This window comes from Actinoplanes nipponensis (genome assembly GCF_016862275.1).
In the GTDB taxonomy this organism is placed as follows: domain Bacteria; phylum Actinomycetota; class Actinomycetes; order Mycobacteriales; family Micromonosporaceae; genus Actinoplanes; species Actinoplanes nipponensis.
The window spans coordinates 13,121-37,074 of record NZ_BOMQ01000066.1 but is presented as its reverse complement, the minus strand read 5'-3'; the positions used below and the strand labels follow the sequence as shown (position 1 = coordinate 37,074).

At 72.9% G+C, this 23,954-nt stretch carries 19 protein-coding genes and 2 pseudogenes; 15 read left to right on the top strand and 6 right to left on the bottom strand.

Annotation, left to right across the window (positions count from 1 at the left end; all coding sequences use genetic code 11):
* Position 1 precedes the first annotated feature (1 nt).
* The 3 genes from glxA to Ani05nite_RS29120 all read right to left on the bottom strand — a co-directional run bounded on the left by glxA (position 2) and on the right by Ani05nite_RS29120 (position 5,653).
* Positions 2–1,951, bottom strand: a complete 1,950-nt coding sequence (gene glxA / locus Ani05nite_RS29130; RefSeq protein WP_203773646.1) for a radical copper oxidase GlxA — start codon at positions 1,949–1,951, stop codon at positions 2–4.
* The gene (locus Ani05nite_RS29125) at positions 1,948–3,777 is read right to left on the bottom strand and encodes a glycosyltransferase family 2 protein (RefSeq protein WP_239130729.1); all 1,830 of its coding nucleotides are present in this window, start codon (positions 3,775–3,777) and stop codon (positions 1,948–1,950) included. The genes glxA and Ani05nite_RS29125 overlap by 4 nt, the downstream gene beginning before the upstream one ends.
* A gap of 82 nt (positions 3,778–3,859) precedes the next feature.
* Positions 3,860–5,653 carry a hydrogenase maturation protein gene (locus Ani05nite_RS29120; RefSeq protein WP_203773644.1) on the bottom strand — a complete coding sequence of 598 codons (1,794 nt, stop codon included), beginning with the start codon at positions 5,651–5,653 and terminating at the stop codon, positions 3,860–3,862.
* Positions 5,654–5,879: 226 nt separating this feature from the next.
* Here Ani05nite_RS29120 and mfd point away from each other — a divergent pair, with 226 nt between their 5' ends.
* From mfd to Ani05nite_RS29100, 4 genes are read left to right on the top strand one after another with little or no spacing between them, the layout of a single operon-like run.
* A complete protein-coding gene (gene mfd, locus Ani05nite_RS29115; protein ID WP_203773642.1) occupies positions 5,880–9,506 on the top strand; it encodes a transcription-repair coupling factor in 3,627 nt (1,208 codons plus the stop codon).
* 56 nt (positions 9,507–9,562) lie between these two features.
* On the top strand, positions 9,563–10,321 hold the full coding sequence (locus tag Ani05nite_RS29110) for a hypothetical protein (protein ID WP_203773640.1): 759 nt from the start codon (positions 9,563–9,565) through the stop codon (positions 10,319–10,321).
* Positions 10,318–11,271 carry a nucleoside triphosphate pyrophosphohydrolase gene (locus Ani05nite_RS29105; protein WP_203773638.1) on the top strand — a complete coding sequence of 318 codons (954 nt, stop codon included), beginning with the start codon at positions 10,318–10,320 and terminating at the stop codon, positions 11,269–11,271. Before Ani05nite_RS29110 ends, Ani05nite_RS29105 begins: the two co-directional genes overlap by 4 nt.
* Before the next feature lie 59 nt (positions 11,272–11,330).
* Positions 11,331–12,947, top strand: a complete 1,617-nt coding sequence (locus Ani05nite_RS29100; RefSeq protein ID WP_203773636.1) for a DUF885 domain-containing protein — start codon at positions 11,331–11,333, stop codon at positions 12,945–12,947.
* 16 nt (positions 12,948–12,963) lie between these two features.
* Here the strand turns inward: Ani05nite_RS29100 and Ani05nite_RS29095 are convergent.
* The 3 genes and pseudogenes from Ani05nite_RS29095 to Ani05nite_RS29085 all read right to left on the bottom strand — a co-directional run.
* A pseudogene (locus Ani05nite_RS29095) lies at positions 12,964–13,521 on the bottom strand (transposase); the annotation flags it as partial.
* Between the two features lie 464 nt (positions 13,522–13,985).
* On the bottom strand, positions 13,986–14,675 hold the full coding sequence (locus tag Ani05nite_RS29090) for a hypothetical protein (protein ID WP_203773634.1): 690 nt from the start codon (positions 14,673–14,675) through the stop codon (positions 13,986–13,988).
* Between the two features lie 58 nt (positions 14,676–14,733).
* Positions 14,734–15,351, bottom strand: coding sequence for a hypothetical protein (locus Ani05nite_RS29085; protein ID WP_203773632.1), 618 nt, complete (start codon positions 15,349–15,351; stop codon positions 14,734–14,736).
* A gap of 169 nt (positions 15,352–15,520) precedes the next feature.
* On the opposite strand from Ani05nite_RS29085, the gene eno reads away from it, so the two are divergent.
* The 11 genes and pseudogenes from eno (at position 15,521) to Ani05nite_RS29030 (ending at position 23,942) form a co-directional block, all read left to right on the top strand.
* Complete coding sequence (gene eno, locus Ani05nite_RS29080; protein WP_203773630.1) at positions 15,521–16,804, top strand: phosphopyruvate hydratase; 1,284 nt, start codon at positions 15,521–15,523, stop codon at positions 16,802–16,804.
* Between the two features lie 109 nt (positions 16,805–16,913).
* On the top strand, positions 16,914–17,537 hold the full coding sequence (locus Ani05nite_RS29075) for an FtsB family cell division protein (protein WP_203773628.1): 624 nt from the start codon (positions 16,914–16,916) through the stop codon (positions 17,535–17,537).
* 1 nt (position 17,538) lies between these two features.
* Entirely contained in the window at positions 17,539–18,039 is a 501-nt protein-coding gene (locus Ani05nite_RS29070) for a DUF501 domain-containing protein (RefSeq protein WP_203773626.1), read from the top strand.
* Positions 18,040–18,049: 10 nt separating this feature from the next.
* Complete coding sequence (locus Ani05nite_RS29065) at positions 18,050–18,553, top strand: amino-acid N-acetyltransferase (protein WP_203773625.1); 504 nt, start codon at positions 18,050–18,052, stop codon at positions 18,551–18,553.
* A 9-nt stretch (positions 18,554–18,562) separates the two neighbouring features.
* Positions 18,563–19,462, top strand: a pseudogene (locus tag Ani05nite_RS29060) (Ppx/GppA phosphatase family protein); the annotation flags it as partial.
* A gap of 321 nt (positions 19,463–19,783) precedes the next feature.
* Positions 19,784–20,113, top strand: coding sequence for a PadR family transcriptional regulator (locus Ani05nite_RS29055; protein WP_203773623.1), 330 nt, complete (start codon positions 19,784–19,786; stop codon positions 20,111–20,113).
* Positions 20,110–21,111, top strand: coding sequence for an HAAS signaling domain-containing protein (locus Ani05nite_RS29050; protein ID WP_239130728.1), 1,002 nt, complete (start codon positions 20,110–20,112; stop codon positions 21,109–21,111). Before Ani05nite_RS29055 ends, Ani05nite_RS29050 begins: the two co-directional genes overlap by 4 nt.
* Before the next feature lie 82 nt (positions 21,112–21,193).
* Positions 21,194–21,781 carry an LppU/SCO3897 family protein gene (locus Ani05nite_RS29045; protein ID WP_203773621.1) on the top strand — a complete coding sequence of 196 codons (588 nt, stop codon included), beginning with the start codon at positions 21,194–21,196 and terminating at the stop codon, positions 21,779–21,781.
* Positions 21,782–21,850: 69 nt separating this feature from the next.
* Positions 21,851–22,588, top strand: coding sequence for a uracil-DNA glycosylase (locus tag Ani05nite_RS29040; RefSeq protein WP_203773619.1), 738 nt, complete (start codon positions 21,851–21,853; stop codon positions 22,586–22,588).
* Between the two features lie 53 nt (positions 22,589–22,641).
* Complete coding sequence (locus Ani05nite_RS29035) at positions 22,642–23,340, top strand: DUF4129 domain-containing protein (protein ID WP_203773617.1); 699 nt, start codon at positions 22,642–22,644, stop codon at positions 23,338–23,340.
* Positions 23,337–23,942: a hypothetical protein gene (locus tag Ani05nite_RS29030; protein ID WP_239130727.1), complete on the top strand. Its 606-nt coding sequence runs from the start codon at positions 23,337–23,339 to the stop codon at positions 23,940–23,942. Before Ani05nite_RS29035 ends, Ani05nite_RS29030 begins: the two co-directional genes overlap by 4 nt.
* Positions 23,943–23,954: the final 12 nt, after the last annotated feature.

Below are 23,954 nucleotides of genomic sequence, written 5' to 3'. Positions count from 1 at the left end.
CTCAGCGCACCCGGATCCAGCGCCCGGTCGACGGCACGCCCTTGTCGTCGACCAGGAACAGCATGTAGTAGCCGGACGGCACCAGGCCCCGGTCCTTCGGGATCGACAGGGCCACGCCGCCCGCCGACGGCGTCACGTCCAGCGCCACCGAACGCTGGTCCACGTCGGTGACGTGGGTGACGGCGCTGGGCCGCAGCAGCCGGGCGGCCCGCACCCGGCCGGCGTCCGGGGTGGCGACGTCGACCGTCGTGCCGCGCTGCGCCGACGCCGGCGCGGCGCCGACGACCGGCCGCCGGCCCTTGAACAGGTACGGCGGGGAGTAGACCTCGACGCGCTGCTCGAAGGTGCCGGGGTCCTTGCCGGCCGGGTCGTAGAGCGGGTCGCTGCCCATGGTGATGACCCGTCCGTCGGGCAGCAGCAGCGCCTCGGAGTGGTAGTTGCGGCCGATGGTGGACTCCGCCGCCGTGGAGAACCGGTTGCCGGCGGGCCGGTAGATCTGCACGTTGAACAGGTCGCTGCGGGTCCGCCCGCGGTACTCCCCGCCGCGGTAGCCCGACGAGCCGCCGGTGGTCAGCACGGTGTCGTCGGGCAGCAGCACCGTGCTCAGGTAGCGCGCCGGCTGGGGCAGGTCCGGTCCGGGCCGGTACGCGGGCGCCGCCTCGTCCAGGTCCGCGATGGCCGTCCGCCGGGTCGACACGGCGGACTCGCCCACCTCGCCGCCGCCGAAGATCATCACGCGCTGGTCCTGGGCCGGCGGCAGCAGCACCGACGAGCTCGTCTCGGTCATCCGCGGGTCGCGCAGCCCGGGCACCACCTCGAACCTGTTCTGCCGCACGTCCCACAGCCCGGGCGTGCGCCCGACGGTGTCCGAGCCGTAGCCGGCGTTGGAGCCGGAGAAGAACAGCCGGCCGTCGCGCATCAGGTGCAGGGCCGGGTAGGTCGGGAAGACCCGCTTGAGCTTCGGCGCGTCGACCCAGCGGCGCTGGTCCTTGACGTACCGCTCGTTGTCGCCGGGCAGCATCCGGCCGAACTCGTCCAGCCCGGAGACCGCCAGCACGTCGCCGTTGGGCAGCTCCGCCAGCGTCGGGTACCAGCGGCTCTTGACCATGTCGCCGGTGCGCACGTAGCGCTCGGTGCGCGGGTCGAACTCGTACGAGGTCTTGTCGCCGCCGTACTCCTGCTTCTCCCGGGTGATCTTGTCCGAGACGCCGTAGATGTTGCGCCGGTCCAGCCCCTGCAGGCCGTCGACCGCGTACTGCGCCGGGTGGTCCACCACCGGGGCGTCGCCCTCGACCGCGGCGTCGACCCACACCTCGACCTCGCCGGCGTGGGTCATCACCGCGCCGCCGTGCTTCATCGTGGTGGCCGCCGGCAGGGTCACGTCGGTGCGGGTCAGGTAGCCCTGGCCGTCCGGGCCGGTCAGCCGGGTGCCCTTGGCGAACACCCGGGGGCCGCCGGCCGGCGACTCGTTCTTGAGCTTCATGACGCCGGCGGCGTGCGTGATGTTCTTCGCCAGCACCTCGTACGACTTCGTCCCGCCCGCGATCAGCAGGTTGCCGTTGGGCAGGAAGGTGTGCCCGGCGCAGAACACGTCGGTCGGCGTGGGCACCTCGCTGAACGTGTCGCGCGCGGGGTCGTACAGCACCGAGCGGAAGGTGCCGGCCTCGAAGTTGTCCCGGTTGTTGCCGCTGCCCGCCACGATCAGCACCTTGCCGGTGCTCAGCAGCGCGGCGTGGATGGCGTTGACCCGGAACCCGGCCGGCACGGGCAGGCGCGCCCAGTGGCCGTACTTCTCCTTGTAGGACTGGCGGTTGATGGTGAAGTCGTGCAGCGCCTCCGAGCCGAACGCCACCACGGGCCGGTTGACGAAGACGAGCAGGCCCAGGACGACCAGGCCGATCAGGCCGCTGAGCAGGCGGCGCGGCAGCGACGGGCGGGGACGGGGCTTCATGCGAGGGACTCCACGGGTTCTGCGGCGGACTTCTTCTGCGGGGTGCCGCCGGCCGGCGGCGGCGCCGGCCGGCGGCGCCGGTACTCCTGGCCGGCCCAGATCGCGGGCGGCAGCAGGCAGATCACGAGGTTGAGGCTCGGCCACAGCCACATCGTGCCGTCGACGTGGCCGCCGATCGGCGCGCAGACCAGCAGGACCAGGTAGAACGCGGCCCAGCGGAGGCCCGGGCCGAAGGTCAGCAACCGGTCCGGGCTGGCCGAGTCGCCCTTGGGGGTCACCACGAAGCCGCTCTGCCGGCGCAGCAGCGCGCTCAGGTACGACGACACGTACACCGGGGTGGACAGGGTGGACATCAGCATGCCGGTGAGCCCGGAGGAGCCGGCCTCCTCGTGCGGGCTGGTGTTGTGCCGGCGGTTCCACACGTACAGGCCGAGCTGGAACAGCGCGGCGTCCACATAGAGCATCAGCCACACCTGCGGCGGCACCTGCACGCCCTTGGCCCCCAGCACCAGGTAGCAGACGGCGTTCACGGCGCCCAGCAGCCAGGCCAGCGCGGTCAGCGGGTAGTACGACATCAGCAGCCCGTAGTGCAGCGCCCGCCGGAACCCGAGCCGCCACGCGAACCGCGGGAACGAGGTGACGACGACCTCGTCGGTGCCCCGTGACCAGCGGTGCTGCTGGGTGAAGTAGTCGGTCCACGAGGACGGGCCCTCGCCGACCGCCAGCACGTCCGGGGTGTAGACCGAGCGCCAGCGCCGGCCGGAGTCCGGGTTGCGGGCGCTGTGCACGGCCAGGCTGGTGGCCATGTCCTCGGTGATGGAGTCCTGCAGGCCGTCGATGCCGCGCAGCGCCGAGATGCGCACCGCGTTGTTGGTGCCGACCAGCATCGACACGCCGAGCCGGTTGCCGGCGCGCTGCAACAGCGAATGGAACAGGTACTGCTGGGACTCCGCCCACCGGGTCACCACGTTGTCGTAGTTGCCGTAGATCTGCGGGCCCACCACGAACGCCACGTCCGGGTCGCGGAAGTAGCCGAGCAGCCGCTCGCAGAAGTTGGGCATCGGCACGTGGTCGGGGTCGACCGAGACGAAGACGTCGTACGCGTCGCCGTGCTCGCTGACCCACGAGTTGTAGTTGCCGTGCTTGGTCCTCGCCTTGAACGCGCCGGCCGCGGTGTTGAACTCGGCCCGGCCGCGGCGGCTGAAGTGGTGCACGCCGGTGCGCGCGCACATGGCCTTGACCTCGTCGTCGTCGCCCTCGTCGAGCAGCCAGACGTGGTAGGTGCCGGGGTGGCGGATGGCCCGCGCCGCCTGCAGGGTGCGCTCGACCATCGCGACCGGCTCCTTGCCGGGCACGATGGTGGTGAGGAACGCGACCCGCAGCGCGCGGTCCGGCACCATCGGCACCGGGTCGCGGGCCCAGAGCGTGGCCAGGCACAGCGTGAAGACGTTGACCAGCCGGAACAGCTCGATCAGCCCGGTCGACGCGATCATCACGACGGTGGCGGCGTAGAGCCAGCCGTGCAGCCGCGCGTCGGGAACCTCCATCGAGGACAGCAGCCACGCGAAGAACGTGGTCTCGAAGGTGAAGGCGAACAGCGTGATCAGCACGGTGGTCAGCGGGCGGCGCCGGGCCAGCGGGCGCATCCGGACCCGGGCCGGGCCGGGCGCGGGCACCTCGGCCGGGCCGGCGAGCACGCTGTAGCCGCTGTACTCGTACCGGCCGGGCAGCAGCAGGGTGGGTGTGTTCAGCATCCGCGCGAGCGCGGGATCGACCGGCGCCCGCGGCGCCGGTACGGGTTGCGACGACTTTGCGGGGTCGCTCATCGGCGTCCTCTCACGATCGGACCCGGGCATGGCATGACGGCGAGCCGCCCGCAGGCGCTCGCCGGATGCCGGGCAGGCGGCCTCAGGCGGACAGCGGCACGGCGGAACGCACCCGCACCGGCGTCTCGGCGGGACTCTCGCCGGTGGCGCGCGGCCGGTTGAGCTGGCGCGGCCGGGTCGCGGACTGCCCCGCCCGGGGACCGGGCAGCAGGCGCTCGGGCGTCGCGGCGGGCCGGGCCTTGCTCACGAACGCCTGGCGCGCCGCGGCGAAGCCGGCCCGGTCGCCGAACATGTCGCTGCTCATCTCCGCGAGCTCGCGCGCCTCGTACACGTCCAGCGGCACCCGTTCGTCGGCCAGCCGTCGGGCCTTCGCGGTCTGGCGGCGGCGGGCCGGCCGGGCTTCGGCGTGCCGCTGCGCGAGGGCGGTCAGCCATTCGGCGTACGCCTCCGGGTGGCGCGGGCCGACCTCGTCGACCAGGCCCAGCGTCGCGGCCTGCTCGGCGCCGACCGGCAGCTTCTCGTCGATGAGCCGCTGCGCGGTCTCCGGCCCGACGCGCCGGGGGAGGGTGTACGTGTGCAGCTCGGAGCCGTACAGGCCGATGTCGTAGTAGGGGTTGAGCACGGTGCCCCGGCGGGCCGCCACGACGTCGGCGCCCAGGCCGAGCATCACGCCGCCGGCGCCGGCGCTGCCCGCGTACGCGGCCACCACGACCTGCCGCGTGCAGGCGATGATCTCCTTGCAGACCGCGTTGATGGCCTTGATGTTGGCCCAGGCCGCGGCGGCCGGATCGGCGGCGGCGTGCACCGCGGTGAGGTGGATGCCGTTGCTGAAGGCGTCGAGCCCGCTGCGCAGCACCAGCACCCGGGTGTCCTGGGTCGCGGCGTGCCGCAGCGCGGCCAGCAGCCGCCGGCAGTGCCCGGTCGACATCGCGCCGTTGTAGAAGTCGAAGCCCAGCCAGCCGATCGCCCCGGTGCGCCGGTACCGCACCTGCCGGTACGACGGTCCCTCCGGTTCCGCGCCGGGCGGCAGCGGCGAGTCCGGTACGCCGTGCAGGCGCTTGCCGAGCAGGGTGGTGGCCGGCAGCTTCACCGTGCCGGGCCGGGTCGCGTCGCGCAGCTGCCCCAGCCAGAGGCTGCCGTCGCCGGTGGCCACCAGTACCGCGCCCTGGCGGCGGCTGAGCACCGTGCCGGGTCGCGCGCCCCGGGCCAGGCCGGGATGCGCGTCGTAGGCGAAGACCTCCAGCCCGCCCACGGCGGTCCGCACGCCGGGATTGCCGTCGGCCGCGCGGATCCGCCGCAGGATGTGCTCGCCCGGCTCGGACCAGTCGAAGGCCCGGTCGTCCTGCCGCATCGCCGGCCGCGGCCGGGCGCCCTGCACCTCGATGGTCATCTCGGTGGCCGGCACCGGGCGGAACTGGGGATCGGCCGCCTTGGCCAGCACCTCGAAGACGCACTCCATGGCCGCGTCGGCCACCGGTCCGTTGTAGAGCGACGACTTGCGCGGGGCGGCGGGCATCGGGAACGTCCGGGTGGCCCAGATCGGGCCCGCGTCCATCTCCTCGACGGCCTGCAGGGCGGTGACGCCCCAGGTGGGTGCGCCCTCGGTGATCGCCCAGTCCAGCGACGACGGGCCGCGGTCGCCGACCGGTCCGGGATGGATGATCACCGTGCGGTAGCGGCGCCAGACCTTGGCGGGAACCCGGTCCTTGAGGTACGGGCAGAGGATCAGCTCCGGCCGGGCGGCGGCGACCCCGTCGATGACGGCCTGGGCGTTGGTGGCGAGCAGCACACCGACGTCGTGGCCCGCCTCCCGCAGCGCGCACCAGGCCCGCTGGCTCAGACCGTTGAACGCCGACACCAGCAGCAGAACCCGCACATTGCCTCCCCAGACAATTCCCCCAACGACCAGCGGGCAGTCTTTGGCACCCGTTAGCCCATTTGTCGGACATGCTGTCCGATAGCGGTCCGGCGGCCCGAGGATGCCGGCCGGCGGACTAAGCTTTGGGGCATACCCCCCGTCCAACTGGCGTCGGGGTTTTTCGATGTGCCTCACGGGAGTCTTTTTCCATGCGACCTGATGGATCTTCGCGGAAGTTCCGCTGATGCAGCTCAGTGGCCTGATCCCGGCCGCCCTGCGTGACCGCGGGCTGGCCCGGGCCCGTGACCTGGCCCGCAAGGGCGGCGCCGACTCCGACGCGCTCGACCTCACCGCGCCCGCCGCGCTGCGCCCGTTCGTCGTGGCCGCCGTGGCCGGCCCCACCGAGAGCGGCGGCGCCGGGCGCCCGGTGCTCGCGGTGACCGCCACCAGCCGCGAGGCCGACGACCTGGCCGACGCGCTCGGCTGCCTCATCTCGCCCGACCGCGTCGCCGTCTTCCCCTCCTGGGAGACGCTGCCGCACGAGCGCCTCTCGCCGCGTTCCGACACCGTCGGGCGCCGGCTGGCCGTGCTGCGCCGCCTCGCCCACCCGGGCGCGTCCGGCAGCGAGCCGGTCCAGGTCGTCGTCGCGCCGGTCCGCAGCCTGCTCCAGCCCCAGCTCAAGGGCCTCGGCGACCTCGAGCCGGTGGAGCTGGCCACCGGCGGCGCCGCCGAGCTCGAAGCGGTCGCCCGGCGGCTCACCGACATGGCGTACGCGCGGGTCGACCTGGTCACCAAGCGCGGCGAGTTCGCCGTGCGCGGCGGCATCCTCGACGTCTTCCCGCCCACCGACGAACACCCGTCGCGGGTGGAGTTCTGGGGCGACGAGGTGGAGGAGATCCGCACCTTCGCCGTCGCCGACCAGCGCACCATCGACGCCGTGCCGCGCCTGTGGGCCCCGCCCTGCCGCGAGCTGCTGCTCACCCCGCAGGTGCGCGCCCGGGCCGCCGAGCTCGCCGCCCAGCACCCGGAGATCGGCGAGATCCTGGACAAGCTGGCCGACGGCATCCCGGTCGAGGGCATGGAGTCGCTGGCCCCCGCCCTCATGGACGGCACCGACTCCATGGAGCTGCTGATCGACTGCATGCCGCGGGGCACCCACGTGCTGCTCTGCGACCCCGAGCGGATCCGCACCCGCGCGCACGACCTGACCCGTACCTCCGACGAGTTCCTCGAGGCCAGCTGGGCCGCGGCCGCGGTCGGCGGGCAGGCCCCGATCGACGTCGGCGCCGCCGCGTTCAAGACCCTCGCGGACGTCCGCGCCCACGCCGCGGTCCTGCACCAGCCGTGGTGGACCATCTCGCCGTTCGGCCTGGCCGACGGCGAGGAGCCGGCCGCCGGGTCGGACACGCCCTGGCTGGAGACGCCCGAGGTCGAGGTGTCACCCGACCTGGGCGACGCCATCGCCCTGCACGCCCAGCCCGTGCCGCTCTACCACGGCGACACCGGCAAGCTCGCGGCCGACCTGCGGCAGTGGGCCGGCGAGCAGTGGGCCATCGCCCTGGTCTTCGAGGGCCACGGCACCGCCCAGCGGGCCACCGAGCTGCTGCGCGACGCCGGCCTCGGCGTCACCCCGGTCGATGCCATCCCCACCGCGATCGAGCCGGGGCAGCTGCTGGTCACCTGCGGCGGGCTCAACCACGGCTTCGTCGACGAGGGCTCCCGGCTCGCGATCATCACCGGCAACGACATCACCGGCGGCCGCGGCGCGTCCACCAAGGACATGCGCAAGATGCCCAGCCGGCGGCGCAACACCATCGACCCGCTGGAGCTCAAGCCGGGCGACTTCGTCGTGCACGAGCAGCACGGCATCGGCAAGTACGTCGAGCTGGTGCAACGCACGGTCAACGGGGCCGAGCGCGAGTACATGGTGATCGAGTACGCGGCCAGCAAGCGCGGCCAGCCCGGCGACCGGCTGTTCGTCCCCACCGACCAGCTCGACCAGCTCTCCCGCTACGTCGGCGGCGAGTCCCCGACGCTGCACAAGATGGGCGGCTCGGACTGGCAGAAGAGCAAGGCCCGGGCCCGCAAGGCCGTCCGCGAGATCGCGGCCCAGCTCATCCAGCTGTACGCCGCCCGGCAGGCGTCCAAGGGCCACGCGTTCGGCCCGGACACCCCGTGGCAGCGCGAGCTCGAGGACGCGTTCCCGTACACCGAGACCCCCGACCAGATGGCCGCCATCGTCGAGGTCAAGCACGACATGGAGCTGGCCGTCCCGATGGACAGGCTGATCTGCGGCGACGTCGGCTACGGCAAGACCGAGATCGCGGTCCGGGCGGCGTTCAAGGCGGTCCAGGACGGCAAGCAGGTCGCCATCCTGGTGCCCACCACGCTGCTGGCCCAGCAGCACTACAACACGTTCGCCGAGCGGATGAGCCAGTTCCCGGTGGCCATCAAACAGCTCTCCCGCTTCCAGACGCCCAAGGAGGCCGCCCAGACGCTGGAGGAGGCGGCCAACGGCACCGCCGACATCGTCATCGGCACCCACCGGCTGCTGGCCGCGGCGACCCGCTTCAAGAACCTCGGCATGGTCATCGTCGACGAGGAGCAGCGCTTCGGCGTCGAGCACAAGGAGCAGCTCAAGACGCTGCGGGCCTCGGTGGACGTGCTGACCATGTCCGCCACCCCGATCCCGCGGACCCTGGAGATGGCGATCACCGGCATCCGCGAGATGTCGACCATCGCCACCCCGCCCGAGGAGCGGCACCCGGTGCTCACCTTCGTCGGGGCGTACGACGACAAGCAGGTGGCCGCCGCGGTCCACCGCGAGCTGCTGCGCGACGGCCAGGTCTTCTACCTGCACAACCGGGTCGAGTCGATCGACAAGGCGGCCCGCCGGCTGCGCGAGCTGGTGCCCGAGGCCCGGGTCGCGGTCGCGCACGGCCAGATGGGCGAGGAAGCCCTGGAGAAGGTGATGGTCGGCTTCTGGGAGAAGGACTTCGACGTGCTGGTCTGCACGACCATCGTCGAGTCGGGCATCGACATCCCGAACGCCAACACCCTCATCGTCGAGCGGGCCGACCTGCTCGGCCTGTCCCAGCTGCACCAGATCCGCGGCCGGGTCGGCCGCGGCCGCGAGCGCGCGTACGCGTACTTCCTCTACCCGCGGGAGAAGCCGCTCACCGAGACCGCCCACGAGCGGCTGGCCACCATCGCCCAGCACACCGAGCTCGGCGCGGGCATGTACGTGGCCATGAAGGACCTCGAGATCCGCGGGGCCGGCAACCTGCTCGGCGGCGAGCAGTCCGGCCACATCGAGGGCGTCGGCTTCGACCTGTACGTGCGGATGGTCGGCGAGGCGGTCAGCGCCTTCAAGGGCGAGCGGCCCGAGGAGGAGCCGGAGGTCAAGGTGGACCTGCCGATCGACGCGCACCTGCCGACCGACTACATCGCGGTCGAGCGGCTGCGCCTGGAGATGTACCGCAAGCTCGCCGAGGCCCGCGACGGCGCCCGCCTGGACGAGGTCGTCGCCGAGATGACCGACCGCTACGGCGAGCCGCCGGAGCAGGTGAAGAACCTGATCGCGGTGGCCCGGTTCCGGCTGGTGGCCCGCGCGTACGGCCTCACCGACGTCTCCGTGCAGGGCAAGCACCTGCGGTTCTCGCCGCTGCCGCTGCCCGACTCCAAGCAGCTGCGGCTCAAGCGCTACCACCCGGACGCGGTCTACAAGACCACCAACGACCAGGTCAGCGTGCCGCGCCCGACGACCCGCCGGGTGGGCGGGGAGCCGCTGCGCGACCAGGCCCTACTGCAGTGGTGCGCCCAGCTGCTCAAGGATGTGCTGGGCGACGTGCCGGTCCGGGTGCCGGCATGATCCGATATCAGGGGGTGGGCGGCGTACGTCACACCGGCCGTGAGAGAGTCAATGTCATGCTGCATGCCCGCCGACTCGCATCCACCGTCGTCGTCGCCGCCCTCGCCGTGGGCGGGCTGTCGGCCTGCCGCGCCGAGCCCGACGTGGCCGCGTATCTCGGCGACGGCAAGACGATCACCGAGCAGCGGGTCGAGGGCGTCTACGACGAGGCCCGCGACGAGCTGAGCAGCGCCCGCGAGCAACAGCAGCAGCAGGCCGGCGCCTCGCCCCAGGCGGTGCCGCCGGTGCAGGTGCCGTTCAAGCAGAAGGACGTGCTGAACGCCCTGCTGACCATCGACGTGCTGGAGAAGGCGGCGGCGGCCAAGGGCGTGCAGGCGGCCGCCGAACCGACGGTCGAGCAGGTCGCCCAGGGTTCGAGCTACTCGCCGAACTGGGAGTACACCAAGCTCTACACCCGCACGTTCCAGCTGCGGGCGGCGCTGCTGCCCAAGGTGACCCCGGCCGAGCTCACCGACGCCGACCTGCGCCCGGTCTACGATCGGCTCTCCGCCGGCGCGCCCGACGCGACGCCCTACGAGCAGTTCAAGAGCCAGCTCTCGGACGCCAACAAGAAGGCGCTGCAGCAGAGCCTGGGCCTGCGCAACGAGCTCGCCAAGATCCTCGCGGACGACGACGTCAAGCTGAACCCCCGCTACGGCGACCAGCAGCTCGTGCTGCTGTCGGCGCAGGCCGGCACCGGCGACGTCCCGCTGGTCGCGGTGCCGTTCGGCGGGGCCGACGCGTCCCGCGCGCCGTTCGTCACCGACGTCTCTTGACGGCCCCGGCCGCGCGCATCGTCCTGCTGGTCACCTCGCCCCGGTTGCCGGCCGGCCTGCTCACGGCCGAGGCGTGGGACCTGCTCCGCGCCCACCCGGTCTTCACCCCGGCCGAGAGCGACCAGGCGACGGCGCTGCGCTCCGCCGGCGTCCCGGTGACCGTGATCGAGCCCGACCCGGAGATCCTCATCGCGGCGCTGGCCGGGCACCGGACGGTGATCTGGCTGGCCGGGGCGGCCGGTGACGAGGACTTCGCCCGGCGGCTGGGCCTGCGCCTGGCCCGCGAGCCCGCACTGGCCGAGCTCGAGCTCTGCTACGGCTCCTGGGACCCGCCGGGCGCCCGGCTGCTGGACGCGGTGGCGGTGATGGACCGGCTCGCGTCGCCCGGCGGCGACCCGTGGAAGCTCCAGCAGACCCACGCGAGCCTGGCGCCGTACCTGCTGGAGGAGAGCTACGAGGCGTACGACGCGATCGCCGCGGCGGATCTGGACGCCCTGCGCGAGGAGCTCGGCGACGTGCTGCTCCAGGTGGTCCTGCACGCCCGGCTCGCGGAGAACCTCCCGGAGGGCGAACGCTGGAGCGTGGACGACGTCGCCGGCGGCCTGGTGGAGAAGATGATCCGCCGCAACCCGCACGTCTTCGCGGGCGAGCCGGCCGGCAGCGTCGAGGACATCATCGACAACTGGGAGCGCATCAAGAAGGCCGAGAAGTCCCGGGACTCGGTCCTGGACGGGATCGCGCTCAGCCAGCCGGCGCTGTCGCTGGCGGCGAAGATCCTCCAGCGGGCGGAGCGGGCCGGGGTGGCGGTGGCGCTGCCGGCGGGCCCCGGGCTCGGGGCGACGCTGCTGCGGCTGGTCGCGGACGCGCGGTCGCAGGGTCTCGATCCGGAGGCCGCCCTGCGGGAGGCGGCGCTGGAACTGGCGGCCGAGGTGCGCCAGGCCGAGGGCTAGGCCGGTCCCGGTCCGTCGTCGGGGCGAGAATGTCGTACCCGCCGAGTAGATTGCGCTGCATGCCGGAGTTCGTGCCGCTCGCGGAGAGCATCGTCGACGCCATCCTGGAGTCCGACCCGTCACTGGCGTCGCACGCCGGCGACCACCGGTTCGACGATCGGCTGCCCGATCTGTCCCCGGGCGCGGTGGCCGAGCGGGTCACCATGCTGCGGGACGCCGCCGACGCCCTGTCCGGCACCGACCCCGACGACTTCGACGACCAGGACAAGGTCGACCACGCGATCCTGTCCGCGATCGTCGAGCGCGGCATGTTCGAGCTCGGCGACATCCGCGAGCACGAGTGGAACCCGCTGGTCCACAATCCCGCCCCGCTGCTGCACACGCTGCTGTCCCGCCCGTTCGCCCCGGCCGAGGAACGCCTCACGAGCCTGGGCGGCCGGCTCGCGGCCATCCCCGACGCGCTGGCCACCGCCCGCGCCGTCCTGCGCGACGTGCCGCGGCTGCACACCGAGGTGGCGGTCGGCCAGTTCGCCGGCGCGTCGGCGCTGATCCGCGAGCAGGTGCCCGGCCTGCTGGCCGAGGCGCCGGGCCTGCGCCCGGCGATCGAGCCGGCCGCCGCGACCGCCCTGGCCGCCCTGGCCGAGTTCGACGGCTGGCTCAGGCAGCGGCTGGAGGGCGGCGACCCGGGCCGCGACCCCCGTCTCGGCCGGCCGCTCTGGGAGGCCCGGCTGTGGCACACGCTCGACACGGAGCTGCCGGCCGCCGAGGTCCTGACCCGCGCGGAACGCACCGTGGCCGAGGTCGGCGAGCAGCTGCGGGAGGCGGCGGCCGAGCTGGCCGGCGGCCCGGCCACCGACGAGACCGTGCGCCGCGCCCTGGACGCGCTGGCCGCCCAGCACCCCGACGACGCCACGATCGTCGGCCTGGCCAAGCACACGATGGGCGAGGCGACGGAGTTCGTCCGCGAGCACGCGCTGCTGACCCTGATCGACGACCCCTGCGTGATCGAGGAGATGCCGGAATTCGCCCGCGGCGTGGCGGTGGCCTACTGCGATCCGCCCGGGCCGCTGGAAAAGGCGCCGGTGCCGACGTTCTACTGCATCGCGCCGGCCCCCGCCGACTGGCCCCGGGAACGCGTGGAGTCGTTCTACCGCGAGTACAACGACCACATGCTGCGCAACCTGACGGTCCACGAGGCCATGCCCGGCCACTTCCTGCAGCTCGCCCACTCCCGCCGGTTCCGCGCGGAGACCCGGGTGCGGGCGCTGGGCTTCTCCGGCCCGTTCGTGGAGGGCTGGGCGGTCTACGCCGAGGAGCTCATGGCCGGCCTCGGCTTCGGCGGCCTGCCGGTGCGCCTCCAGCAGCTCAAGATGCAGCTCCGGATGAGCCTGAACGCGATCCTGGACCAGCTCGTGCACTGCGAGGGCCTCAGCGAGCACGAGGCGATGGCGCTGATGCGCGACCGGGGCTTCCAGGAGGAGGGCGAGGCGGCCGGCAAGTGGAAACGGGCCCTGCTGACCTCCACCCAGCTCTCCACGTACTTCGTGGGATACACGGAGGTGTCGGCGATCGCGGCGGCGCGGCCGTTCGGCGCCACCCCGAAGGCCTGGCACGACGCCATGCTGGCCCACGGCTCCCCGCCACCCCGCCACCTGCGCACCCTGCTCGGCGTCTAGGGCGTGTCCGGCCGCTCATCGAAGCCAGATCAGAGCGGCGCGTTTTGGCGTAGCGGGTGGCCAACGCGCGCCAATGCTTGAACCGGTTGAAGCAGCGTTCCACCACGTTCGCTGCCGGTGGGCCTGCTTGTCGAAGTTCGGCGGGCGTCCGCCGTGGCGTGCACCCGGATCGCGTCCAGCAGCGCGTACAGCTGCGGGTTGTCGCCGGCCTGTCCGGCGGTGAGCAGCACCGCCAGCGGCCGGCCACGGCCGTCGACGGCCACGTGAATCTTGGTGCTCAGGCCACCCCGCGAGCGGCCCAGCGCTTCACCATCCGCCGCCGGTATGGCGATCCCGCGGACGGGCGGGGCGAGAGCGTCGTGGTGCTGGCGGTCCCGTCATCGGTCCATCGGCGCAGCCGTTCAGGGCAGGTCTTCCACGGCCCATAGCGTTCCGGCAGGTCCCGCCACGGCGTCCCCGTGCGCAGCTTCCACAAGATCCCGTTGATCACCTGACGGTGATCGCGCCACCGCCCAGACCTGCGACCCGGCTCCGGCAGCAGCGGCTCGATCACCGCCCACGCCTTGTCCGTCAGCTCTCCACGCCCAACACCCGCACATCAACCAGAACTGATCAACTGATCGGGCAGGACACCTGGGCCATCTCCGGCCGATCATCGAAGCCCGGCGCGTTCCGCGATGGGGTTGTCGCCGGCCTGGCCCGGGGCTTTCCGGTGGGCGCGGACAGTCCTTTTCCGGTACGTGCACACCCGGCCGTCCCGTGCCATCAGCCCGAGCCGGGCGCATCCTCGGGCCGTTGCGGGACCGCCGGTCTGAAGATGTCGCACCGGCGGCGTGGTCCGCCGGCCACGACCTGGTGCGCCGTTCCGCGGGGCTTCGCGGTCGGCCGTGACTCGAACGCCCGTTCGCCGGTCGACGGGTGCGTGCCCCCGTGCGCGGCCACTCGGACCGAGCCACCCGGACCTGACTCCGCCGGCGCCGGTGCGGCGGGTCTGCGGGTCTGCGGGTGGCGCCCGTAGCGGCCCCTCCGGATCGGTAGTCAGTTGGCGCGGCGGTCGATCAGCTTGGCCGCTTTCGGGAGCTCGAACATCGCTTCCTCCACCTGCTCCGTGTAGTGCGTCATCGCCACGTCCACCCGGGTCTGGTCGAGGATGCCGTTGAAGCTGCCCAGCACGCCCTCGTTGGTGATGCAGGTGGTGAAGTCGCGCGCCGCCGCGTCGTCGACGCCGGTGAGCTGGACGCAGGTCGCGTGCCGGCCGGCGATCGTCGTGTCGTGCTGGTCGACTTCCACGTCGTTGTCCAGGACCGCCGCGTTCAGCAGGGTCAGCACCGTCGCCGGGGTCACCATGCCGGTTTCGTCGGCGCCCGCGAAGACCGCGGCCGGGGGCGGGCTGGCCGCGCTGGCCGGCGCGGTCATCGTGCACGTCGTCGGCTTCGCCGTACGGCATTCCGTGGTGGCTTCCGCCGTCACCGTGACCTTGCCGCCGGGGTAGACGTACGCCGTCCGGGCCGGCTTGCGGGTCTGGGCCACCGTGGCCTGCTCGCCGCCGGCCAGCTGATAGTTCGCCTCGTAGGTCAGGTCCGCCGCCGAGGTCATCTGCGCGGCCAGGTCCGCCACCAGGTCGTTGCGGGTCAGGCCCTGGCCCGACTCGTCCAGCTCCGAGCAGCCCGCCGTCGCGGCGCACAGCAGGAGCACGGCCGTGGCGAGGCGTCGGCGGAAGACAGGCACCCGCCCACCTTTGCCGATGGCGGCAACCCCGCGCAAACCGGTATTCGGCCGGTGACTCTCAGGCTCTGCTGCGGCTCAGCAACTGCTGGCGCATCACGTACCGGCGGATGATCCGGGCCTGCGCCTCGCTGGCCTCGAAGATCGCCACCAGTTCCACCGACATCGGCCCCGGCGGCACCTGCTGCGGCAGCGCCTCGACCTTCGCCGCCCGGGCCCCCATCTCGATGATCTCGCTGCCCAGCTCGATGCGCAGCCGCAGGCTCTCGCCGTCGCGCACGTTGGTGCCCTCGAAGTGGCCGCGCATGCTGTGCTCGCTGATGTCGCGGATCCAGCCGCTGGCGGACGGGAACCCGGCCCGGTGCATGATCACCTGTTCGCCGCCGCCGCCGCGGACGAAGTGGCGCTGCTGCTCGACCAGCGGTTCCCCGCGGGCCTCCACGCGCAGCCGGTTCTCGTCGATGCCGGTCACGGCGCATTTGAGCGCGTACCGGCCCCGCGGGGCGGCCGACCAGCGCAGGGTGACGTCCGTGCCGACCCCGGGGACGGCGACCAGCGGCGCCGACAGCGTCAGACCTTTGCCCTCGGCGTGGACCACACGGACACGGGCGGCCTGCTCGTCGGAGGCGGTCATCTCGACGTACGAGCCGGCATCGGGAAGGAGCACGGTAGTAGTCATGGCGATACCCGAGATCGGCATTTTCCGCGTTCGCCTGAGGCATGTGGCGGCGGAAGTTCACCGGCCGCCGCCACGCGCGACACCCCGGGTCGATACGCTCTAGCGCGTGGTGGGCCGCAGGGTCGCGGTCTGGAATCTATCCATACGAGCATGAGGAGCGACACGACAGATGGCCACCATTGAAGCGATCGTCGCCCGGGAGATTCTCGACTCGCGGGGCAACCCCACCGTCGAGGTCGAGGTGGGCCTGGACGACGGCACGGTAGGACGCGCGGCGGTGCCCTCGGGCGCCTCCACGGGCGCCTTCGAGGCGATCGAGCTGCGGGACGGTGACAAGGGCCGCTACCTCGGCAAGGGCGTCGAGAAGGCGGTCAGCAACGTCGAGGACAAGATCGCCGACGAGCTGCTCGGCTACGAGGCCAGCGAGCAGCGCCTGATCGACGAGAAGATGCTCGACATCGACGGCACGGCCGACAAGTCCGAGCTGGGCGCGAACGCCATCCTCGGCGTCTCGCTCGCCGTGGCCAAGGCCGCCGCGCTCTCCGCCGAGCTGCCGCTGTTCCGCTACGTCGGCGGCCCCAACGCGCACGTCCTGCCCGTGCCGATGATGAACATCCTCAACGGTGGCGCGCACGCCGACTCGAACGTCGACGTGCAGGAGTTCATGATCGCCCCGATCGGCGCGCCCTCGTTCCGCGAGGCGCTGCGCACCGGCGCGGAGGTCTACCACGCGCTCAAGTCGGTGCTGAAGAAGAAGGGCCTGTCGACCGGGCTGGGCGACGAGGGCGGCTTCGCGCCGAGCCTGCCGACCAACGCCGCCGCGCTGGACCTGATCGCCGAGGCCGTGCAGGCCGCCGGCTTCACCCTGGGCACCGACATCGTGCTCGCCATGGACGTCGCGGCCACCGAGTTCCACAAGGACGGGGCGTACGTCTTCGAGGGCGCGCCGAAGTCGACCGACGAGATGATCAACTACTACGCCAAGCTCGCCGAGACGTACCCGATCGTCTCCATCGAGGACCCGCTGGACGAGGAGGACTGGGCCGGCTGGACGGCGCTGACCGCCCAGATCGGCGGCAAGGTGCAGATCGTCGGCGACGACCTGTTCGTCACCAACCCCACCCGCATCGGCCGGGGCATCGCCGAGGGCGCCGCCAACGCGGTCCTCGTCAAGGTCAACCAGATCGGCTCGCTGACCGAGACCCTGGACGCCGTGGACATGGCGCACCGGGCCGGCTTCAAGACGATGATGAGCCACCGCTCCGGCGAGACCGAGGACACCACGATCTCGGACCTGGCCGTGGCTGTGGGCAGCGGCCAGATCAAGACCGGCGCGCCGGCCCGTTCCGACCGCGTCGCCAAGTACAACCAGCTGCTGCGCATCGAGGAAGAGCTCGGCAGCGCCGCCCGGTACGCCGGCGCGGGCGCGTTCCCGCGTTACCGCACCGCGTAACGCTGCGTCGACGGATCATGGAGTTGTGGCTCCGCGTTCGCTGGGCATAGTGTCCAGGGCGGGTGCCGCAACTCCATGGTCCATGGCGAGTTCCGGGGGAGGGGCAGGGATGACGCAGCGCCGCACACCGAGTGGTCAGGGTCCGTCCCGTCGTCCCACCGGTGCCGCGGGACGGCCGGGAAGCCGCACTGCCGCCCGTCCGACCCGCACCCGTGACACCGCCGCCACCCGGATCGAGCCGCGGCGGTTGCCCGCCACCCGCACCACCAGCGGCATCCGGTCCGGCAACCGGCCGGCCGCCGCACGCCGCGCGGCCGCCGCGGGCGCCACCAAGCGGACCGTCGCCACCCGGCCCAAGGCCTTCACCGGCCGGGCCACCGTGCTCATCGTCGTGCTGGTCGCGCTCGCGCTGGCGTACACGTATCCGGTCCGCGTCTACCTCGCCCAGGAGTCCCAGATCGCCCAGATGCAGGCCGACCAGGCCGCGCAGCAGGCGCGGATCGCGGGGCTGACCGAGGAGGTGCTGAAGTGGCAGGACGACGAGTACATCCGCACCCAGGCCCGCGACCGGCTGTTCTACGTGCGCCCGGGCGAGGTGCCGCTGCTGGTGCTGAACGACCCGGCCGGCGCGGCCCGCGACGCCGGCCAGGCCACCGCGGCGGACGCCCCGAACCGCTGGTACGACACGCTCTGGGGCAGCGTCGCCGCCGCCAACTCCGATCAGCGAAAGTAGTATGACGACTCCCTCCGAGACCGATCTCCAGGCCGTCGCCGAGCAGCTCGGCCGCCGTCCCCGGGGCACCCGGGCCGTCGCCCACCGGTGCCCCTGCGGCAACCCGGACGTGGTGGAGACCGCGCCGCGCCTCGACGACGGCACGCCGTTCCCGACGATGTTCTACCTGACCTGCCCGCGCGCCACGGCGGCGTGCAGCCGGCTGGAGTCCGCGGGCGTCATGCGCGACATGCAGGAGCGGCTCTCCACCGACCCGGTGCTCGCGCAGCACTACCGGCGGGCACACGAGGACTACCTGCGGCGCCGCGAAGCGGTGGAGCACGTCGAGGAGATCGGGAACGTCTCGGCGGGCGGCATGCCCGACCGGGTCAAGTGCCTGCACGTGCACCTCGGGCACGCCCTGGCGGCCGGGCCGGGCGTCAACCCGTTCGGTGACGAGGTCCGCGCCGCGGTGGAGCCGTGGTGGACAGGCGGTCCGTGCGTGCCGCCGCCGGCTGCCTAAACTCGGCCGCATGCAGGTGGAGATCCGTCGCGCGCGCACGTCCGACGTCCGGGCCATCCGGAACCTGGTGGACACCTACACGTCGGATCGCCGGCTGCTGAGCAAGGCGACCGTCACGCTGTACGAGTCCGTCCAGGAGTTCTGGGTCGCCGTGGACGCGGCCGCCGACCGGGTGGTGGGCTGCGGAGCGCTGCACGTGATGTGGGAGGACCTGGCCGAGATCCGCACGGTCGCCGTCGACCCGGCCTACCGTGGTCTGAAGATCGGCCACCGGCTGGTCAACGAGCTGCTGAAGGTCGCGCGGGAGCTGGGCGTGGCCCGGGTGTTCTGTCTGACCTTCGAGACCCGCTTCTTCGGCTCGTTCGGCTTCACCGAGATCGACGGCGCGCCCGTGCCGCACAGCGTCTACGAGCAGCTGCTGCGCTCGTACGACGAGGGTGTCGCGGAGTTCCTCGACCTGGAACGGGTCAAGCCGAATACGCTCGGTAACACCAGGATGCTTCTCCATCTCTAGGGAGTCAGCGTGAGAGTCGCGGCCATCGACTGCGGTACCAACTCGATCCGCCTGCTCATCGCCGACGTCGCCGACGGGCGGCTGACCGACGTCGCCCGCCGGATGGAGATCGTTCGGCTGGGCGAGGGCGTCGACCGCACCGGGCGGCTGAGCCCGGAGGCGATCGAGCGGACCCGCAAGGCGCTGCTCGGGTACGCGGCCGAGATCGCCGAGCTGGGCGTCGGCCGGGTCCGGATGTGCGCGACCTCGGCCTCCCGGGACGCGGCGAACGCGGCGGACTTCACCGCGATGGTCCGCGCCACCCTGGGCGTGGACCCCGAGGTGATCACCGGCGACGACGAGGCCCGGCTGTCGTTCGCCGGCGCGGTCACCGGGCTGGTGGCCGATCAGCCGTACCTGGTGGTCGACATCGGCGGCGGCTCGACCGAGTTCGTGGTCGGCGGCGACCACGTCGAGCACGCGGTCTCGGTCGACATCGGCTGCGTCCGGATGACCGAGCGGCACCTGCACAGCGACCCGCCGACTGCGGAAGAGGTCGCGGCGGCGGAGGAGGACATCGTCAAGGCGGTGGACGCCGCCCTGCGGACGGTGTCCGGCCACGGCGCGGCGACGCTGGTCGGGCTGGCCGGTTCGGTCACGACGGTGGCGGCGCTGGCTCTGCACCTGCCGGGGTACGACTCCCGGCGCATCCATCACGCGCGGATCCCGTACGAGGACGTGGCCAAGGTGACGCACGACCTGCTCGGCTCGACGGTGGCCGACCGCCGGGACCTGCCGGTGATGCATTCCGGGCGGGCGGACGTGATCGGCGCGGGCGCCCTGATCCTGCGCGTCATCATGGAGCGCGCGGGGAAGACCTCGGTGATCGCCAGCGAGCACGACATCCTCGACGGCATCGCCTTCTCCCTGGCCGACCCCGAACCCCGCGCCGACGCGCCGACCGCGGAAGCGGCACCCGTCCCCGAAGCCACCGCGCCGACCGCGGGAGCAGCCCCCCGTCCGCACGCCCCGACCGCGGGAACGGCGTCGGGCGACGACGTCCCCACCGCTGAGCGCGCGCCCGGCGAATCGACGCTGCACAAGTTCTGGTCGTCGCTGCGGTCCGTCACCCACCGCGACTGAGGGCCCCGCGGCTTGACCGCCGGTGCCATCGTGGTGCGACAACGGTCGATGCCCCGCGCGGTAACCCGCCTTTGACACTACTTCGTATCGCGAAGTAGTGTGCACCGCGTGGATACGACCCAGCTCCTCAAGGGTGTCCTGGACCTGGCCTGCCTCGCCGCCCTGCGCGACGAGGACGGCTACGGCTACGACATCCTGCGCCGGTTGCGGACGGCCGGGCTGACCGAGGTCGGCGACGCCTCCGTCTACGGCACCCTGCGCCGGTTGTTCAACGCCGGCCTGCTCACCACCTACGTGGTGCCCAGCGACGAGGGGCCGCACCGCAAGTACTACGCGCTCAACCCCGCCGGCCGGGCCGAGTTGCAGCGTTCCGGCAAGACCTGGCACGGTTTCGCATCCACGATGGACGATCTGCTTCGCGAGCGGGAGACGGCGTGATCACCACAGCTCAGGACGAGATCAATCTGTACGTGTTCGCGGTCCGCGCGGCCCTCGGCGACCTGCCCGAGTCGCTGCGCGACGAACTGCTCGAGGACCTGCCCGAACACCTGGCCGAAGTGGTGGCCGACGGCGAGGGCTCGCTGACCGACCGCCTGGGCAGCCCCGAGGCGTACGCCGCGGACCTGCGCACCACCGCCGGCTTCGTCGGCGGCTTCCCCGATCCGCCGAAGCGCACCGACCAGGTCAAGGAGATGCGCGACCTGGCGCTGGCCCGGCTGCGGGTCGCCGACCGGCGGCTCGGCCCGCTCTTCGGCGCCGCCCGGGCCAGCGACTTCCTGGTGCAGCTGCGCCCGGCGTGGTGGGTGCTGCGCGGCTACCTGGCGGCCATGGTGCTCGCCTGGATGCTCGACGACAGCGGCCAGCCCATCGGCCTGCTGCCGCGCATCGGCGGCAGCGAATTCGTCGCGCTGCTGCTGCTCGCCGCCGGGGTCCTCGGCTCCATCTGGCTCGGCCGCCGCTCGAAGCGGCTGGCCCACTGGCCGCAGATGGCGCTCTACGCGGGCTCGGTGGTGCTGGTGCTGGTGGCCCTGGGCGGCTTCCTCGAGGCGGACAGCACCAGCCGCGGCGCGCCCTACGCCGACGTCAACTACGACAACCCGTACGGCAACATCGAGGACCTCTTCGTGTACGACGAGCAGGGCCGGCTGGTCAGCAACGCGCGCATCTTCGACCAGAACGGCTCGCCGCTGCGGCTGGGCAACGCGTACTGCTACGACGACTCCGGCAACTACACCGAGGTGCAGACGCTCACGTACCCGTACTGCGCCGACCGGGACCCGTTCCGGGCGCCGTCCGCCGCGGCCAGCGCGGACCCGGCGGCCACGGCGACCGGCCCGGGGCCCGTGCCGGACGCCGGCGCCGAGGTCAACCCTTCGGCCAGTGCGGCGCCCAGCCCTTCGGCCATCTCGCCGAGCGTCTCGCCTTCCGGCAAGTGAACGGGGTCGCGGCGCCGCCGCCGGGTCGTTAGGTTGTGCTCCGATCGGCCGACCCCCTCGGCCGGACCCGAGAGGATTCATCGTGAGCAACCCGGTCGCCCCGCCGCCCCCTGCCGGTGACGGCTTCCCGCCGCCCGCCAACCAGGGCTTCGGCAGCGCCCCGGCGCCCGGCCAGCCCTACGGCGCCCCGCCGGCCGAGGGTCAGCCCTACGGCGCGCCGCCCGTGGCCGGCCAGCCCGGGCCCGGCCAGCCGTACGGCGACCCGGCGCAGCAGGGCTTCGGCAGCCCCGCCGCCTTCCCGCCGGAGCCCAAGAAGAAGAGCGCGGTCGGCCGGCTCGTCCTGCGCATCGTCGGCGCGATCGTCGTCTTCGTCATCGTGCTGGTGGTCAAGGACGCGTTCTTCGGCGACAAGGCCAAGGACGCCGCCGTCGGTGACTGCGTCGCCTCCTCCGAGGACGTGAAGGTCGACGAGGAGACCGAGGCGAACGCCAAGGTCGTCGACTGCGGCTCGGCCGACGCCGCGTTCACCGTGGTGGGCCGGGTCGAGGGCGAGAGCGACACCAAGAGCAAGTCGTGCGAGAAGTTCTTCAAGGAGAACGAGGAGTACTACGTCTACAGCAGCACCGCGGGCAAGGGCTACCTGCTCTGCCTGCGGCCGAAGGCGTCCTGACCCACCGGTACGGCGGGAGCCGCCACCCCGGCTGCTCCCGCCGTACCGCGCAGTGCTGTGCTGGAGTCCGTGCCCAGCCGTAGCCCTGAAGAAGTCGCCGCGCACGCGGCCGCCGCGACCGCCCTGCCGGTCCTCGACGCGGGCGTCACCGACTGTTTCGCCTGCCCACGCCTGGTCGCCTGGCGCGAGGAGACCGCCCGCGTCAAACGGGCCTCCTTCCGTGACCAGACCTACTGGGCGCGACCCATCCCGGGCTTCGGGCCCGGCGACGCCGGCATCGCCATCCTGGGGCTGGCGCCGGCCGCCCACGGTGGCAACCGCACCGGCCGCATCTTCACCGGCGACCGCTCCGGCGACGTGCTCTTCGCCGCGCTGCACCGGGCCGGCCTGGCCAACCAGCCGACCAGCGTGGCGGCCGACGACGGCCTGGCGGTGCGGCACACCCGGATCTTCGCGGCCGTCCGCTGCGCCCCGCCGGACAACAAACCGCTGCCGGTGGAACGGGACACGTGCGCGCCGTGGCTGCACCGCGAGCTGTCCCTGATCCGGTCGACCCTGCGGGTCGTCATCGCCCTGGGCGCGTTCGCCTGGGCGGCCTGGTGGCCCGCGATGACGGCCGTCTACGGCGTACGCCCGCCCGTGCCGCGCCCCGCCTTCGGCCACGGCGCCCAGGTCAGCCAGCCGGGGGTGCCGGAGTTGCTGGGCTGCTACCACGTCTCGCAGCAGAACACGTTCACCGGCCGGCTCACCCCGGCGATGCTGGACGACGTCCTCGGCCGTGCCAAAGACCTGGCGGGCCTGGCATGATGCGTTCTCTGCCGATTTTCCGCCCCGTGCGGACGAACTGAGGGCCTGCCGTATTGGATCTCGCCGCACTGCGTCGCTGGTGGCCGCTGGCCGCCGTCCTCGGGCTGCTCTTCCTGGCCTCGCTGGCGGCCACCCGCTCGGCGCCGCAGCTGGAGCGGTTCAACCCGGACGCCGCGCCGACCACCGAGGCGCCGCCGCTGCTGCCGCCCTCGCTGGAGCCGGCCGTCAAGCCGTCGCAGCAGGCGGCCGAGGCCGGCGGCGAGCTGCCCGACTGGACCGGCACCGTCGCCCTGGTGGTGCTCGGCGTCCTGGCTGTGCTGGTCCTCGGCCTGGTCGCCTGGGCGCTGGTGCGCCAGACGCTGAGCCGGCGGGCCGGCCGCACGGGCCGCCGGGATCCGCGCCGGCCGGAGTCACGCACCGCCGAGGACCTGGTCGCCGCCCTGGACGCGGGCCTGCAGGAGCTGTCCGACACCGACCGTGACCCCCGCCGCGCGGTCATCGCGTGCTGGGTACGGCTGGAACAGGCCGCCGCGGCCGCGGGTACCCCCCGGCACGCCGGCGACAGCCCCACCGACCTGGTCGCCCGCCTGCTCGCCGAGCAGCACCTGGACGCCGGCGTGCTGACCCCCTTCGCCGCGGTCTACCGCCAGGCCCGGTACGCGACCCACACCGTCGACGACCAGATGCGCCGGCAGGCCCGCACGGCCCTCGAACGGCTGCGCGTCGACCTCGGCGCCGGGGTCCCGTCGTGAGCCGCGAGCAGGACGGCGGGCTCGAGGACCTCTTCGGCAGCCGGCCGGCGGAGGTCATGCTCCCGGACCCGCCGGAGGACACCGCCGACCGGCCGCGGTCCCGGCTCGGCTGGGCCGTCCGCAACGTGCTGCTCGTCGGGGTGGCCACCGTCGTCACGGTGGCGGCGCTGCGGTCCCGCGGCATCAGCGTGTCCGTCCTGCTGATCGTGGCCGCGTTCGTGGCGCTGCGCCTGCTGATGCTCGCCGTGTCCGAAGTGGCGCCGCCGCCGCTGCCCCGGTCGGCGGCCCGGCGCGGCGAGGACGACGGCGACTACCGCTGGGCCGGCACGGATACCCTGCGGGTGGCGGTGCGCCGCTGGGAGCAACAGCTGGACTGGTCGCAGCGTGACGCCGAGAAGTTCTCGCGTAACGTCCTGCCCGTACTCGCCGAGCTCGCCGACGAGCGCCTCCGGCTCCGGCACGGGATCACCCGCGCGTCCGACCCGCGGCGCGCGCGGGAGCTGCTCGGCGGGCCGTTGTGGGAGTTCCTGGACCAGCCGGGCCGGCGGGCGCCGAAGCCCCGCGACCTGGACACGTACGTCGAGGCACTAGAGAAGATCTGAGAAGGGTGGTTC